General features: G+C 73.7%; 16 protein-coding genes and 1 tRNA gene. 5 read left to right on the top strand and 12 right to left on the bottom strand.

Annotated features, from left to right (window positions below):
* Nucleotides 1–3 precede the first annotated feature (3 nt).
* The 4 genes from FHX31_RS04055 to FHX31_RS04040 all read right to left on the bottom strand — a co-directional run bounded on the left by FHX31_RS04055 (nt 4) and on the right by FHX31_RS04040 (nt 4,000).
* Nucleotides 4–1,587 carry an ATP-dependent DNA ligase gene (locus FHX31_RS04055; protein ID WP_013475456.1) on the bottom strand — a complete coding sequence of 528 codons (1,584 nt, stop codon included), beginning with the start codon at nt 1,585–1,587 and terminating at the stop codon, nt 4–6.
* Between the two features lie 88 nt (nt 1,588–1,675).
* A complete protein-coding gene (locus FHX31_RS04050; RefSeq protein ID WP_030273275.1) occupies nt 1,676–1,882 on the bottom strand; it encodes a hypothetical protein in 207 nt (68 codons plus the stop codon).
* A 78-nt stretch (nt 1,883–1,960) separates the two neighbouring features.
* Nucleotides 1,961–3,325 (bottom strand): dipeptidase, encoded by a 1,365-nt coding sequence (locus FHX31_RS04045; protein ID WP_013288091.1) that lies wholly within the window; start codon nt 3,323–3,325, stop codon nt 1,961–1,963.
* Nucleotides 3,326–3,346: 21 nt separating this feature from the next.
* Nucleotides 3,347–4,000, bottom strand: coding sequence for a uridine kinase family protein (locus FHX31_RS04040; RefSeq protein ID WP_184975136.1), 654 nt, complete (start codon nt 3,998–4,000; stop codon nt 3,347–3,349).
* Between the two features lie 111 nt (nt 4,001–4,111).
* Here FHX31_RS04040 and FHX31_RS04035 point away from each other — a divergent pair, with 111 nt between their 5' ends.
* Nucleotides 4,112–4,513, top strand: a complete 402-nt coding sequence (locus tag FHX31_RS04035) for a rhodanese-like domain-containing protein (protein WP_013288093.1) — start codon at nt 4,112–4,114, stop codon at nt 4,511–4,513.
* Here FHX31_RS04035 and FHX31_RS04030 read toward each other — a convergent pair.
* From FHX31_RS04030 to ssb, 3 genes are all read right to left on the bottom strand, one after another.
* A complete protein-coding gene (locus FHX31_RS04030) occupies nt 4,507–6,051 on the bottom strand; it encodes a cobyric acid synthase (protein ID WP_030273271.1) in 1,545 nt (514 codons plus the stop codon). The genes FHX31_RS04035 and FHX31_RS04030 overlap by 7 nt on opposite strands.
* Nucleotides 6,048–7,073: a cobalamin biosynthesis protein gene (locus FHX31_RS04025; RefSeq protein ID WP_030273269.1), complete on the bottom strand. Its 1,026-nt coding sequence runs from the start codon at nt 7,071–7,073 to the stop codon at nt 6,048–6,050. The genes FHX31_RS04030 and FHX31_RS04025 overlap by 4 nt, the downstream gene beginning before the upstream one ends.
* Nucleotides 7,074–7,160: 87 nt before the next feature.
* A complete protein-coding gene (gene ssb / locus FHX31_RS04020; RefSeq protein ID WP_184975134.1) occupies nt 7,161–8,009 on the bottom strand; it encodes a single-stranded DNA-binding protein in 849 nt (282 codons plus the stop codon).
* A 285-nt stretch (nt 8,010–8,294) separates the two neighbouring features.
* Here ssb and FHX31_RS04015 point away from each other — a divergent pair, with 285 nt between their 5' ends.
* Together FHX31_RS04015 and FHX31_RS04010 are read left to right on the top strand one after the other, a co-directional pair.
* Entirely contained in the window at nt 8,295–8,705 is a 411-nt protein-coding gene (locus FHX31_RS04015; RefSeq protein ID WP_013475451.1) for an HPF/RaiA family ribosome-associated protein, read from the top strand.
* Nucleotides 8,706–8,858: 153 nt separating this feature from the next.
* A complete protein-coding gene (locus FHX31_RS04010; protein WP_041799101.1) occupies nt 8,859–9,875 on the top strand; it encodes an alpha/beta hydrolase in 1,017 nt (338 codons plus the stop codon).
* A gap of 66 nt (nt 9,876–9,941) precedes the next feature.
* On the opposite strand, the gene FHX31_RS04005 is transcribed toward FHX31_RS04010, so the two are convergent.
* Entirely contained in the window at nt 9,942–10,676 is a 735-nt protein-coding gene (locus tag FHX31_RS04005; protein WP_013475449.1) for a hypothetical protein, read from the bottom strand.
* A 170-nt stretch (nt 10,677–10,846) separates the two neighbouring features.
* Here FHX31_RS04005 and FHX31_RS04000 point away from each other — a divergent pair.
* Nucleotides 10,847–10,919: transfer RNA gene (locus tag FHX31_RS04000), tRNA-Arg, on the top strand.
* 84 nt (nt 10,920–11,003) lie between these two features.
* Here the strand turns inward: FHX31_RS04000 and FHX31_RS03995 are convergent.
* On the bottom strand, nt 11,004–11,564 hold the full coding sequence (locus tag FHX31_RS03995; protein ID WP_013475448.1) for an AAA family ATPase: 561 nt from the start codon (nt 11,562–11,564) through the stop codon (nt 11,004–11,006).
* 637 nt (nt 11,565–12,201) lie between these two features.
* Here FHX31_RS03995 and FHX31_RS03990 point away from each other — a divergent pair.
* On the top strand, nt 12,202–12,669 hold the full coding sequence (locus FHX31_RS03990) for an NUDIX domain-containing protein (RefSeq protein WP_013475446.1): 468 nt from the start codon (nt 12,202–12,204) through the stop codon (nt 12,667–12,669).
* Nucleotides 12,670–12,726: 57 nt separating this feature from the next.
* On the opposite strand, the gene FHX31_RS03985 is transcribed toward FHX31_RS03990, so the two are convergent.
* The 3 genes from FHX31_RS03985 to FHX31_RS03975 form a co-directional block, all read right to left on the bottom strand.
* Nucleotides 12,727–13,263, bottom strand: a complete 537-nt coding sequence (locus tag FHX31_RS03985) for a barstar family protein (protein WP_041784549.1) — start codon at nt 13,261–13,263, stop codon at nt 12,727–12,729.
* A gap of 107 nt (nt 13,264–13,370) precedes the next feature.
* A complete protein-coding gene (locus FHX31_RS03980) occupies nt 13,371–13,925 on the bottom strand; it encodes a GrpB family protein (protein ID WP_162881447.1) in 555 nt (184 codons plus the stop codon).
* 110 nt (nt 13,926–14,035) lie between these two features.
* Nucleotides 14,036–14,764 carry an SDR family oxidoreductase gene (locus tag FHX31_RS03975; RefSeq protein ID WP_013475443.1) on the bottom strand — a complete coding sequence of 243 codons (729 nt, stop codon included), beginning with the start codon at nt 14,762–14,764 and terminating at the stop codon, nt 14,036–14,038.
* Nucleotides 14,765–14,788: the final 24 nt, after the last annotated feature.

Raw genomic sequence — 14,788 nt, 5'->3', positions numbered from 1 at the left:
CCGTCAGCCGGTGACCCGGCCGGCGTGGATGGCGCGGACCGCGTCGATGGTGTCCGCCTCGGCGGCGGTCTTGTCGTCGCGGTAGCGCAGCACGCGGGCGAAGCGCAACGCCATGCCGCCCGGGTACCGGCTGCTCGTCTGCACCCCGTCGAACGCGATCTCGACCACCTGCTCCGGCCGGACCCGCACCACCCAGTCGCCCTTCTCCACGGCGAGCGACAGGAACCGTTCGGTCTGCCAGCGCAGCAGCTCGTCGGTGAGCCCCTTGAACGTCTTGCCGAGCATGACGAACTCGCCGGTGCGCGGATCGCGGGCGCCGAGGTGCAGGTTGGACAGCCAGCCCTCCCGCCGGCCGCTGCCCCACTCGACCGCGAGGACCACCAGGTCGAGCGTGTGCCGCGGCTTGACCTTGACCCAGGCCGAGCCGCGCCGGCCGGCGTCGTAGGGCGCGGCCGGGTCCTTGACCACCACGCCCTCCTGACCGGCGTCGACAGCCGCGGCGAACGCCGTGGCCGCCTGCTCCACGTCGTCCACCTCGATTCGGTCGACGAGCAGCGAGGCGTCGACCGCGCCGGCCAGGGCCGCCCACCGCTCCCGTCCGGGCGCGTCGATCAGGTCGGTGCCGTCGAGGTGCAGCAGGTCGAAGAAGTACGGCGTGAGCACCGGTTCGCCGGTGCGCTCGGCGGCGGCCAGCACGGCGGGCGCGACCGGTGCCTGCCCGGTGGTGCTGGGCGTGGTGCGCCGGGCCGCCCGGCTGGACGTCTCCTGGAACGGCAGCGGCCGGCCGGCGGCGTCCAGCCCGATCGCCTCGCCGTCGAGCACCAGCTCGCGGGCGGGCAGCGCGCGGACGGCGGCCACCACCTGGGGCAGCCGGCCGGTGATCTCGTCCAGGCTGCGGGTGAAGACCGCGATGTCCGGGCCGGAGCGGTGCACCTGGATGCGGATGCCGTCGAGCTTTACGTCGACCACCGCCGGCACGCCGGTGGCGGTGAGCGCCTCGTCGACCGAGGGCGCGCTCTGCGCCAGCATCGGCGCGAGCGGCCGGCCCACCTGGAGCCCGAACCCGGCCAGCGCGGCGGCGCCGCCGGTGAGCGCCGCGACCGCCACCGCCCGCAGGTCACCGGCGAGCAGCAGGGCCCGCCGGACGGCCGTGACCGGGACGTCGGCGGCGCGCGCGACCGCGTCGGCCAGCAGCCCGGCCTGCGCGCCCTGGCGCAGCTCGCCCCGGAACAGGCCGGTCAGCAGGCGCTGCTCGTCGGCGGTGGCGGCGGCGAAGAGACGGCCGACCAGTTCCCGGCGCCGGGCCTGCGAACCGGCCCCGGCGACGCGGGAGATCTCCTCGATCGCCGCGTCGACGGCGGCGACGGTGAGCGTCGGCTCGGCGGCCGGCGGGGGCAGGTCACGCAGGCCCGCCCAGCCGACACCGGTCTGACGCTGACGCAGCTCACCGGCGAGATAGCCGGCACCGGCCGGGATCTCGCCCGGCTCCAGCCCGCGCAGCGCGGCGGCCAGCAGCTCCACCTTGGCCCGTCGGCCGCTGGTGGCCCCGACCGCGGCCGAGGTGGCCGCCAGCTCCGCGAAACGCACGCCCACATCCTGCCAGTCGCGTGTGACATCGGGGTGGATCCGGCGGCCCGGCACACCGCACGGGTGCGCCGGGCCGACGGGCCGACGGTCAGGCCGAGACCGGTTCCTCGATGCGCAGGCCGCGCCCGCGCACGCCCTCGGCGACCCGGGTGAGCAGCGCGTCGAGCGTGACCAGGGCGGCGGAGAGCTCGCCGATCTGTTCGTTGAGCGTGTCCTCGGACCACGCGGAGACGTCGACGTCCCCCAGAGCACGGACGGCGGCCTGGAGCCGCTCCATCTCGTCGTTCGTACGCATGTTCGAAAGGCTATAACACCCCGCCCGCCGACACACCACAAACTCCGACATCCGCCCCGAAGTTACGGTTTCGACACCTCAGGCGCGGTTTCCGGCCTCGGCCACCCGGGCCAGCAGCAGCGCCTCGGCCAGGCACACCCGCGCGAACTCGCCCAGGTGCAGGCTCTCGTTCGGCCCGTGCGCCCGCGCGTGCGGGTCCTCCACACCGGTCACCAGGATCGCGGCCCGCGGGAACATCTCCTGGAACGTGGCGATGAACGGGATCGACCCGCCCACCCCGATGTCGACCGGGTCGGTGCCGTCCCAGGCCGTCCGGAACGCCGACCGGGCCGCGTCGAACATCGGCCCCGAGGCGTCGATGACGCAGGGCGCGCCGTCGTGCTCGAACGTCACCGACACCTGAGCGCCCCACGGCGCGTGCCGCTCCAGGTGCGCGGTCAGCGCCGCGTACGCCTTCTTCGGGTCGTCGCCCGGCGCCAGCCGTACGCTCAGCTTCGCCTTCGCGGACGGCACCAGCGCGTTCGGGGCCTCGCCGGTGGACGGCGCGTCCACGCCCAGGATCGCCAGCGCCGGCTTCGTCCAGAGCCGGTCGGTGATCCGGCCGGTGCCGAACAGCCGCGCGCCGTCGACCAGGCCGGCCTCGGCGCGGAACCGGTCCTCCGGGTAGTCGACGCTGGCGCCCTCGCGGGCGGCCAGCCCGTCCACCGCTACGTCACCCGCCTCGTCGTGCAGCGTGCCGAGCAGCTTCACCAGCGCGGTGAGCGCGTCCGGCACGGCGCCGCCGAACATGCCGCTGTGCACCGCGTGGTCGAGCGTGCGCACCTCCACGAAGCAGTTCACGATGCCGCGCAGCGAGGTGGTCAGCGCCGGCACGCCGACGTCCCAGTTGGTGGAGTCGGCGATCACGATGACGTCCGAGGCCAGGTCGTCACGGTGCTCGGCGAGCAGCCGCTCCAGCGAGTCCGAGCCGTACTCCTCCTCGCCCTCGATGAACAGCACCACGCCGACCGGCAGCCGGTCGCCGAACGCGCGCAGCGCGGCGACGTGCGCCATGATGCCCGCCTTGTCGTCGGCGGCGCCCCGGCCGTAGAGGCGGCCGTCGCGCTCCACCGGCTCGAACGGGTCCGACTCCCACAGCGACAGGTCGCCGACCGGCTGCACGTCGTGGTGCGCGTACATGAGCACTGTGGGCGCGCCGGCCGGGGCCGCCTTCGTGCCGATCACCGCGGGCTGGCCGCCGGACCGGACGATCCGCGTGTCGAGGCCGCAGCCGCGCAGCAGCTCCGCCACCGCCTCGGCGGAACGCTCCACGTGCGAGTGGTCGAAGCCCTCGAAGGCGATGCCCGGGATGCGGACGAGTCGCTCGAGGTCGGCACGGACGCCGGGGAGTTCCCGCTCGACGGCGGCCCGCACCTCGGACTCGGAGAGGATCGGAGTGGTCATGACCGGAATCGTATGCTGGCCTTACCCCGCCACGTCGCCCGAGCCCGATCGCCGCCCCACGCGCACGTAGTAGCGGTCGCCGTCGTGCGGCAGGTCCGGTGCGCCGTCGACGACCAGGTCCACCGCTGCCGCCGTACCGTCGGCGGCGAAGTGCGCCCGCTCCCCCGCGTGCCAGCGGCGCAGCTCCGGCAGGATCTGTTCCCCGTCGCGGGCCAGCGCCCGGCGCAACCGCAGTTCGGCCGGCGCGGTGACCAGCACCGACAGCGTCAGCTCGGGGCGTACCGCGGCGCGGGCGGCGCTCACCCCCTCGATGATCAGCACCGATCCGGCCGGCACCGGCACCACCCGGTCCAGGAAGCGGCGGCGCACCCAGCTGTAGCGGCGGTACCCGCCCGCCCGGCCGGCCCGCAGGGGGCCGAGCACCTGCTCGTCCAGCCGGGTCCAGAACGTGAGCTGGTCGTCCCAGCCGTCGAGCAGGTCGTCGGTGTGCACGAGCGGCGGCCGGACGCCGCACGCCAGCTCCGCGAGGGCGTCCGCGAGGCGCGTCGCGAACCGGCTCTTGCCCGCGCCGCTGGGCCCGTCGACGGCGACCAGGCGGGTACGCCCCAACCGCGCCGGGCCGGCCAGCACCCGACGGGCCAGCCCGGAGTACGCCTCGATCACTGCGACGTTCACCCGACCGACGCTAACGTTCCCCCGTCCGCTGGAAACTGCGACCCGGGCGGACCGTTTCGCCGAGCGGCGGCCCGGCGCGCTGGGCATCATCGGGGGGTGCTCCATGACGTGATGTGTCCGGGCGTCGACGCCCTCCTGGAACAGGCCCGCGCCGGTCTCCGCCGGCTCACTCCGCACGAGACCGTCGAGGCGGTCCGTGGCGGCGCGCTGCTGATCGACACGCGTACCGAGGCGCAGCGCCGCGAGGAGGGTGAGCTGCCCGGCGCGATCGTCATCGACCGCACGGTGCTGGAGTGGCGACTCGACCCGGCCAGCGCGTGGCGCATACCCGAGGCCACCGGGTACGACCGCGAGATCGTCGTGGTGTGCCGGGAGGGGTACAGCTCCAGCCTGGCCGCCGCCAGCCTCCAGACGCTGGGGCTGCGGCAGGCCACCGACATGATCGGCGGCGTGCAGGGCTGGCGGGAGGCCGGACTGCCGATGTCCGACCGCCCGGCCGACGTGCGCTACTGAGCCGGTGGCGCGCCGGGTGGCACGAACGGCAGTCCCGGCGGTGGGCCGGACTCGATCAGCCGCCACAGCGCGTCGGTGTCGAGGTGCTCCTCCACCAGGTCGCCCAGCAGGTCCAGCGTCCGTTCCCGGGCCGCCGCGAAGGACGTGTCCGGCGCGACCTTGAACCCGGTCCGTCCGGCCGCCTCCGCGACCTCGGTCAGGAACCGGCGGCGGAACGCGTCCGAGGAGAAGGCGCCGTGCCAGTGCGTGCCGTACACGGTGCCGAGGCGCGCGCCCTCGCCGGTGCCGTCGGCGTAGCGCAGCAGCGGCGCGAGGCCCGGGTCGGCGGCCGTGACCCGGCCGTGGTGGATCTCGTACCCGTGGACCGGCACGTCGCCGGCGGCGGTGCCCTCGGCCCGGCGGACCGTCTTGCGGGGCTCGAAGGTGATCTCGACGGGCAGCAGCCCGAGGCCGGGTACGGTGCCCCGGCGGCTCTCCACCGCATCGTGGATCGCCCGGCCCAGCATCTGGAAGCCGCCGCAGATGCCGAGCAGCGGCCGTCCGGCGGCGGCGTGCGCCCGGACCGCGTCGGCCAGGCCGGTCTCCCGCAGCCAGGCCAGGTCGGCGACTGTCGACTTGGTGCCGGGGAGCACCACCAGATCGGCGGCGGCGAGTTCGGCCGGCTCGACGGTGAGGCGGACCCGCACACCCGGTTCGGTCGCCAGCGCCTCCACGTCGGTGGCGTTGCTGATCCGGGGCAGCCGGACCACTGCGACGTCGAGCCAGTCGGTGCCCCGGGGCGCGGGCGGCCGGCCGAGCACCCGCCCGTACGCGAGCGAGTCCTCCGCGTCGAGCCACAGGTCCAGCGCCCAGGGCACCACCCCGTACGTCGGTCGGCCGGTGACCCGGCGCAGCATGTCCAGCCCCGGCTGGAGCAGGCCGCGGTCACCCCGGAACTTGTTCACCACGAACCCGGCCAGCAGCGCCTGGTCGGCCGCGTCGAGCAGGGCGACGGTGCCGAACATCGAGGCGAACACGCCGCCCCGGTCGATGTCGCCGACCACGATCGTGGGCAGCCCCGCCTGCCGCGCCAGCCCCATGTTGACGTAGTCGCCGTCGCGCAGGTTGATCTCGGCAGGGCTGCCCGCGCCCTCGCAGATCACCACGTCGTACTCGGATCGCAGCTCGGCCAGCGCCGCGTACGCCGTGGTGGCGAGCCGGGACCGTACCTCGTGGTAGTTGCCGGCGGTGACCGTGTCGACGGCTTCGCCGAGCAGCACCACCTGGCTGGCGTGGTCGCTGCCCGGCTTGAGCAGCACCGGGTTGAAGCGCAGGTCGGCGTCCAGCCCGCAGGCGGCGGCCTGCATCGCCTGGGCCCGGCCCAGTTCACCGCCGCGACCGTCCGGGCCGACCACCACGGCGGAGTTGTTCGACATGTTCTGCGCCTTGAACGGGGCGACCCGGACGCCCCGGCGGCGCAGCCAGCGGCAGATGCCGGCGGTGAGCACGCTCTTGCCGGCGTCGGAGGTGGTGCCGGCGACCAGCAGCCCGCCGCTCACCGCCCGCTCCCCCGGCCTGAGCCACGGGCCGCTCGGGTGACGGCGTCCAGGGCGGCCCGGCCGGCAGCGCCGACCAGGCGACCGACTGTCACCGGGTAGAGCGCGGCCAGGCCGAGCGCGGCCACACCCACCGCACCCGAGATCCGGGCGGCCCGCTTCAGGTGCCGCGCCTCGGGGCGGGGCCCGTCACCGAGGAAGGGCCGGGTCTCGGCGCGGCCGAAGTAGACGTTGCGCCCGCCGAGCCGGACGCCGAGCGCGCCCGCCATGGCCGCCTCGCACTGACCGGCGTTCGGGCTCGGGTGGTCGGCCCGGTCCCGTCGCCACACGTGCCAGGCGGCGGCGCGGTCCCCGTGTGCCACCGGCGCGACGGCCACCGTGAGCAGCCCGGTGAGCCGGGACGGCACGAGGTTCAGCGCGTCGTCCAGCCGGGCCGCCGGGGTGCCGAAGCGGGCGTACCGGGGCGAGCGGTGGCCGACCATCGCGTCGAGCGTGTTCGCCGCCCGGTAGCCGAGCAGGCCGGGCAGGCCCGCGACCGCGCCCCAGACCAGCGGGGCGACCACGGCGTCCGAGGTGTTCTCGGCGACCGACTCGACCGTGGCGCGGGCGAGTTCGGGCTCGTCGAGGGCCGACGGGTCGCGTCCGCAGAGGTTGCCCAGGCGGGACCGGGCGGCGGGCAGGTCGGCCCGGCCCAGTGCCCGTGCCATCACCCGGGACTCGTGCCGCAGCGTGCGCCCGCCCAGCACCGTCCAGGTGCCGGCGGCCACCAGCGCGGCCCGGGCCACCGGATGGCGGCGGGTCGCCAGCGCGGCGGCGGCGCCGAGCAGGACCGGCGCGCCGACGGCGAGCGCCGTGAAGGCGGTGCCGGCCGTCCGGTCGGGGCGGTAGACCCGCCGTTCCAGCGCGCCGGCCGCCGTGCCGAAGCCGGCCACCGGATGCCACCGGCGGGGGTCGCCGAGCAGGGCGTCGAGCGCGTAGCCCGCCACCAACCCGGTCGCGTTCGCCATGGCGGTCGCCTGCCGCACCCGTCACCACCTCCGGCCGGCCAGCCTAGTCGTACCGCGGGGTGGTGACGCCGACGTCACCACCCCGCGCCCCCGTCGGACGAAGGGTCAGGCGGGCACCGGGGTACGCCGCCGGCCACGACCCCCCGACGCGGTCCCGCCGGTGCCATCGGTCCCGCCCGGGCTCGCGCCGCCCGGCTCGCCCTCACCCGGTCCGGAGCCACCCGGCCCGGAAGCACCCGATCCGTCGACCTCCGAGGGCGGGACCTCGCCCAGCTCGTCGTCCTCGGACGTGACCGGCCCGTCGTCCTCCGTGTCGCCCAGCTCGTCCTCCTCCGGACCGCCCGGCCCGCGGTCGTAGTCGGTGGCCCGTGCACCGGGCCGGGTGTCGAACGGGTCGGGCTCGCCCATCCGCTCGACGGTGCCGACCAGCCCGACCCGGCTGCCCCCGTACTCCGACGGCGGGAAGTCGTCGTCGAAGGGCCGGTCGTCGAACGTCGCCGGCGCCTGGGCATCAGGCACCGGCTCGGTCGCCTCGCCGTGCACCCGCTGCTCGGCCTCCGCGTCCTCGACCGTGCTGGTGGCCGCGCGGGGCTGGTTGCGCAGGAAGCGGGCGCGGCCCCGGGACAGGTCGTGCCCGACGGCGACCGCCTCCAGCTCGTAGAGCGTGCGGTGGGTGCCCGCCTCGTCGGTCCAGTCCCGGGTGTAGAGGCGCCCGGCGACGATCACCGGATCACCGACCGCCACCGAGGCGGCCACCCCCTCGGCGAGGCGGCGCCAGCAGTTGACGCGCACCCGAAGGCTGTTGCCGTCGACCCAGCGGCCGCTGTCGCGGTCGAGCCGGCGGGCGGTCGAGGCGACCTTGAAGTTGGCCACCAGCGTTCCGCTCTGCGTGGTCCGGCGCCACTCCGGCGCGGTCAGCACGTTGCCGACGATCGTCACGTACGTATCGAACATCGCCCCTCCCAGGGATCGACTTGTCCCGGTGAGCGTCGGCCGGTCGCCCGGCCCGGGCCACCCGCCGGCCCGGACCTGTGGACGACGGGCCGCCCTGTGGACAACCACCTGATCAAGGTCCCGGTCTGCTAGGCCGACCGGCCCTACGTGCCTGACCTGCGGCGACGCATGATCGAAAGGAACCGGCAAGCAGGCGTTCCGGAATCCCGCCGGTTGGGTAAGTACTTGATCAACCGAGAGAAAGGGAGCTCCCATGCTTCTCCGAGACGTCCGCGAGGCAGCGCGATGAGCGCCGTGGCGAACCCCGCGACCGTGGCCGAGTGCCTGCGGGTCGGCGCCGGGTTCTCCCAGGGCGACCGCAACTGGATCGCCGAGCAGTTCGCGACCCTGGACGCCCGGCTCGCCGGCTTCCACGCCGACGCCACCGAGCTGGAGGTGTCCGTCAAGGACCGCGAGGCCCGGGGCCAGAAGGTGACCCTGGAGTGCTGGGTCGCCGGGCGGCAGAAGATCGTCACCACCTCGACCGAGGAGGATCTGCACGCCGCGCTCAACGACGTCCGGGACGACCTGCGCCGCAAGCTCAACGACGCGAAGACCCGGCAGGAGCCGCGCCACAACAAGCACCTGCGCGCCGTCGACCAGCCCGAGGGCACCCCGTTGCAGGACGCCGAGCGCGAGGACGCCGAGACCGCCTGAAGTCCGGCACGGCCCGCCCGCACGGTGCCGGCGGGCGGGCCGTGCCGTTTGTTAACAAGGGGCCCTTCCTCTACCGGATGCGTTAACAAGGGCCCCCTCCTTACAACCCAGCACCCCTACCGCCGGGTAGCAAGGCGGCGTACCGTCGCGGTCGTGGAACCGGACGTGTTGGGCGCCCCCTACGAGCGGCGGACGATCGAGCTGGGCACCGACGACGAGGGGCCGGTGGTCGCGACCCTGGTGCGGCGGCGCGCCGACCGGCCGACCGGCCGCGCCGTGCTCTACGTGCACGGCTTCGTCGACTACTTCTTCCAGACCCACGTGGCCGACTTCTTCGCCGAGCGCGGCTGGGACTTCTACGCGCTCGACCTGCGCAAGTACGGCCGCAGCCTGCTCCCGCACCAGACCCCGAACTTCTGCCGCGACCTGAGCGACTACTTCCCCGAGCTGGACGCCGCCGCGGAGATCATCCGCGCCGAGGAGGGCCACGACACCCTGCTCGCCATGGGCCACTCGACCGGCGGCCTGATCATCTCGCTGTGGGCGCACGACCGCCGCGACGCCGGCCTGGTCGACGGCATCGTGCTCAACAGCCCCTTCTTCGACATCAACGCGCCCTGGATGGTCCGTCGACCCCTCGCGGCCGCCGTCTCCCGCCTGGGCCGCAGGGCGCCGCAGCGTGTGCTGCCGTTCGGCCTGGGCACCGTGTACGGCGAGAGCCTGCACGCCGACCACCGGGGCGAGTGGCGGTACGACCTGGCCTGGAAGCCGCTCGCCGGGTTCCCGGTGCGGGCCGGCTGGATCAACGCGATCCGCGCCGGTCAGCGTCGCCTGCGGGCCGGGCTGGACATCCCGGTGCCGGTGCTGCTCGCCTGCTCGACGCGCAGCTTCCGGGGCACGAAGTGGCACGACAGCGCCACCGGCGCCGACGCCGTGCTCGACGTCGAGCACATGGTGCGCTGGGCACCGCGCCTCGGCCGGCACGTCACGCTCGCCCGCTTCGACGGCGGGCTGCACGACCTCACACTGTCCAGTCCCGGCGTACGCGAGAAGGTCTTCGCGGAGGTCGGACGGTGGGCGGAGGGATTCCTCCGCGCCGGGCCGACCGAGCCGGAGCCCACGACGCCGCCGGCCCCCCGGCGGCCGGCCGACGCGACCGCCGAGGGCTGAGGCCGGTCCGCCCCCGCCGGCGGGACGCCCGGCTCGGTCGGCCGTCCCGCCGCCGGGGCGGCCGGTTCAGTCGGCGACGACCGCCGTGAGCGCGGCGCGGATCCGGTCGAACGTGGCGATCGGATGGCCACCGGCCTGCGGCGGCAGCACCACGCCGAGACAACGCAGCGCGGGCCCGCCGTCCGGCCCGGCCTCGACCGCGAACACCGGCGCGCCCACGTAGCCCGCGGGCAGCTCTGTCGTGACCCGCACCTCGCCGCCGTCCCGGGCGACCCGCTCGACGACCGCCTCCAACGGCCGCGCCCCGCCGTCGCCGACGCCCAGGGCCAGCACGAACGCCGACGCGGGCGCCGCGCCGATCCGGGCGACCGAGTCGGCCGGCGCGGCCACCGCCTCGGTGACATGCTGGGTACGCCAGCGCCAGCCCCGGTCGTCGGCCCAGCCGTGCAGACCGCCGGTCGGCATCGCGGCGAGCCCCAGTTCCGGCAGGTGCAGCCAGTGGTCGGAGAAACCGGGCAGGTCGATCGGCTCGTCCGCCCCTTCGGCCGGGTCGGTGACACTCGGCCGCAACCCGATCTCGCCGTACGCGCGGTCGGTGAGCGCGTCGGCGGTGAGCAGCCACTCGTGCGCGACCTCGCCGTCGTCGGTGGCGCCGACCAGCTCGCTGTAGAAGAAGGCGGTGCCGAGGACGTCGGGCGGTGTGCCCGGGCCGTCCGAGCCGGTGAGGGGCAGGATGGCCCGTCCGAGGAGCTGACACAGCTCGAAGACGATCTCGTTCTCGGTTTCCTGGTCGAGCTGCATCCGACGAGGGTACGGATCGCGTCCCGCCCGGCCCGCGCCGGACCCGCCGCAACTGTGGTGCCGGTCCGGGCCCCGGCGTGGGACGCTGAGGGGCGGAACGGACGCGCCGACCCGTACCCCCGGGCACGCGGGGAGCGGCGGTACCCTCTTGGCGCGACGACCGTCGGCGCGCGCCCGTAGCTCAGCGGATAGAGCAGGGGACTTCTAATCCCAAGGCCGCAGGTTCGAATCCTGCCGGGCGCACCCTCACCACCCAGGTCAACGGGTTGTGGCTTCCGGTCGAGACGATCACCACGGCCCGTACAGCGGTGGCCGCAGCAACGACCGTCAGTAGCAGTCGTCAGGTCTTGCCACGACAGTTCCTGAACCGCGGCCGGTAGCTCGAAGGACGATCTGCCGGGCTGCTTGGGCGGGCGTGAGGTGCGTGGTGTCGACGACCTCGGCCTCGGCATGCAGCCACGTGCGGGCCGCCTCGGCGTAGGGCTCGAGGTACTTGAGGCGGAACGGGGAGGGGACGGGATGTTCCCTCTCGATACGCCTGCGGAGGGTGTCCTGGTCGGCGTGGAGGACGAAATGCCTTACCGGTATGGCGTGTCGGGCAAGGCCCCCGCTGATCTCGCGCCAGTACTGCTCCACCAGGACGGTCATGGGCATCACCAGCGTGCCGCCGGTGTAGTCGAGCACGCGGCGGGCGGTTTCGACGACGAGATGCCGCCACGGCGGCCAGTGCTGGAAGTTGTCCGTCGCGGGCAACCCCGGCGTGATGTCCATGAGTGCCTCGCCGACCTTCTCGGCGTCGAACACCCGTGAATCCGGGATCAGTTGTTGCACGAGCACACTGGTCGTCGTCTTGCCCGCGCCGTGGGTGCCGTTGAGCCATACGATCACGGGGCACGTTAACGCGGGCGAGCAACCGGGCGGCGCTGACGTGGCCCCGGCTGAACGTCGGGTAGGTGGGCGCTCGGCGCAGGCCACTACGCTCCACACCAGAAGTGTGGGACTCGACTCTCCACCTCCCGGGCTCTGGAGGTAGTGGTGCCGGTCGTGCTTGGGCCATACCCGCTGTGTCCGACGTGCCAGAAGACGAACGGCGGCCTCATCGCCGCCAAGCACCGCCAGATTCACCTCCGGGCGCACGGCAGGGAGGCGTGTGTCGATGCGGGCCTTGCCGGACTCATGGCCAGCCTCTGGGCTGTCTGCGACACGCGTAGCTGTTGCGAGAACGACCGCGGGCGGGCGTACGTCGTACCGACCGCGGATACGTGCGACGCAGCGGAACACCTGCTGACCAGGCTCGGACTGCGCCCGACGAATCTCGACGGGATCCTCTGTTTCCACAAGCCCAGCTCATTTCGACTGGACGACGCCGGCCAGGTGCGACGCGTGCTGGAACAACCAGGCGGTGCCCACTCGCGCTGGCGGGTGAACGAGAACGGGGTGTTCGAACCCGTCCGCCCGGCAGACGAATCCGCCGGCTCTGACGCCGGTCCATGACGAGCGTCCCCTCAGCGACTACCGTGCCCTGATGGCCGTCTCGTCGTACGTGGCCCGGCTGCGGGCGGTGATCGGCCACGAGTTGATCCAGATGCCGTCGGTGTCGGTCGTCGTCGTCGACGAACGCGCACGGATCCTGCTGGTACGTCATGCCGAGGACGGGAACGGGTGGGCGGTGCCCGGCGGCGCGGTCGACATCGGAGAGTCGCCGGCCCAGGCGGCCGTGCGTGAGATCCGCGAGGAGATCGGCGTTCGGATCAACCGGCCGCGGCTGCTGGACGTGCTCGGCGGCCCCGACTACGAGGTGACCTACCCGAACGGCGACCGCGTCGCCTACGTCACGGCGGTCTACCAGGCGACCATCGCCGACGGAGAGCCGGTCCCCGACCACGACGAGATCGGTGAGCTGGACTGGTTCACCCCACCGCAGCTAGCCGGTGCCGATCTCAACCGCTTCTCCCGGGCGCTGCTGCGGGCCACCGGTCACCTCGCCGGTTGACGGCGACCGCTTCTCGCAGGCCGCTCCGCCACCGACGGTCGAAAGGAAGCTTCCCGGTCAGGCCGGTCGGCGGTTGGCGTCCGCCCACTCCGCGTCGTTCCAGAGCGCGGGGACCGCGCCGACCGGCTGGAACCGGATCTGCGGATCGTTGCTCTGCACGAGACACATGAGACGGCGGCCGATCAGGCTTGCGCTTCGGGAGTGGCGCGCCATCGTGTCCAGCACGATCTGGGCGGACCGCGGGCAGTGCGTGGCGAACGTGTCGTAGCCGGTGAACACGAGGACGAGGCCGGCCGCCTGGGGCGTCCACCCGTACTCCTGGCTCACCACGTCGCGCATGCAGTCGTTGAGGGCGTCGAGGTTGTGCCCGTAGTAGCCGGGGAACCCGAGCACGGCGGCCGTGTCCCGGTGCATGGCCTCCTCGGTCGTCCAGCCGGAGGCGTCCAGGTGGGTGACCTGGTAGCCGTGATCGCGTAGCCATCCGGTCGTCCGATCGAGGATCGGCGAACGCCAGAACAGAGTCACCGGCGTATTGCTCATGAGGCGGAAAGCCCAGTCCCCGCTGAGATCGGCTTCCGCGTCGAAGGCGGTCACGACCGGGAGAGTACAGCCGCGACCGGTACGCGAGCGCCATCGCTCCTCGACGGCGACGGACGGGCCGACCGTCCACCGCGGGCCGTGCAGGCGCACCCCGTCCAGATCTAGCCCTCTGCCGACTGGCGACCTGCGGATCGGCTCCACAGCCGGGCCTCGGCCGACAACTGCGCAAACACCTTCTCCTTTGCTGCGCCGTACTGGGCCCGACTGTGGGGATGCAGCGCGGCTGCACGCCTCTTTGCCGCCTCGTAGCGACGGGCAGCGTCCGGGGTGGCCGCGAGGTAGGCGCGAAAGACTCGGTTCGCCTCCGGCACCTGCGACGTGACTCCGAAAACGTGCAGGTGGTGGCTTCGCTTTCCGGCCGTGTCCTTCGCGAAGAACAAGTGCTCATCGTCGTCCGGGAAGGCCAACGGACGATAGGCGTACCCGAGTTGCTCAAGTGGCCGGACGTCGGCGACCACCGCACCTACCTCAGGCACCACCACCAGGATGTCGATGACGGGTTTGGCAGCCAGGCCGGGGACGCTGGTGGAGCCGAAATGCTCGACGCTCAGCGCCGCGGGAAGCGCCTCCGACAACAGCCGTTCTTCGATCCTGAATCGCTCGGGCCAGGCCGGGTCGTAGGGCACCACCTCGACTACAGGCACGTCGTCGCTCACGTCGGCCACCGTAGCGGCTGGCACCTTCTTCCGACCGAGGCTACGACCCGGCTGGGGGCAGAACACGAGGCACATCAGGCGCCCACCGAACAGGGCGGGCTGAACCTCGCTCAGGCCGCCGTCAGCGCCGCCAGGGCCCGGTCCATCGCGGCGTTGAACTCCTCCGGCGTCAGCGTCAGCCGGGACTTGACGTCGCGGCTCCACTGGTCGGCGAGGACTTCGGCGGCACCCGCCTCGACGCCGTCGAGCGCCGCGTCGGCCAGGTCGGACGGCGCGATCTTGTCCACCGGCCAGCCGGCGGACATGTCGGTGTCGGCCAGGCCGAGGTGCACCGCCGTCACGAGCGTGCCCTGGTCGGCGAGTTCCAGGCGTACGCCGTTCGTCATCGCCCACGCGGCGGCCTTGGTCAGGTGGTACGCGCCGGCGCCTCTGGTTCCGAACCACGACATGGCGGAGAGCACGTTGACGATCGCGCCCCCGCCGTTGCGGCCGAGCGCCGGCGCGAACGCCCGGATCATCTCCAGGTGGCCGAGCACGTTGGTGTCCACCTCGTGCCGCAGCGCGTCCAGCGAACCGGCCACCAGGTCGGTGCCGGTCTGGATCCCGGCGTTGTTGACGAGCAGCGTGACGTCCGGGGCGGCAGCGGCGACGGCACGCACCGATGCGGGACTGGTGATGTCGAGCGCCAGCACCTCGACCCCTGGCAGGTCGACGGTTTCCGGCCGGCGTGCGGTCGCGTAGACCTTGCGGGCGCCGCGTTCGAGCAGGCGCTGGGCGAAGGCGCGGCCCAGGCCGCGGTTGGCGCCGGTGACGAGGGCTACCGAGTTGGTGATGTCCATGCCCGGTACGCTAAAACCTGACGT

This window comes from Micromonospora sp. CNZ286, assembly GCF_014207755.1.
This window is presented reverse-complemented; position numbering and strand designations above follow the sequence as displayed.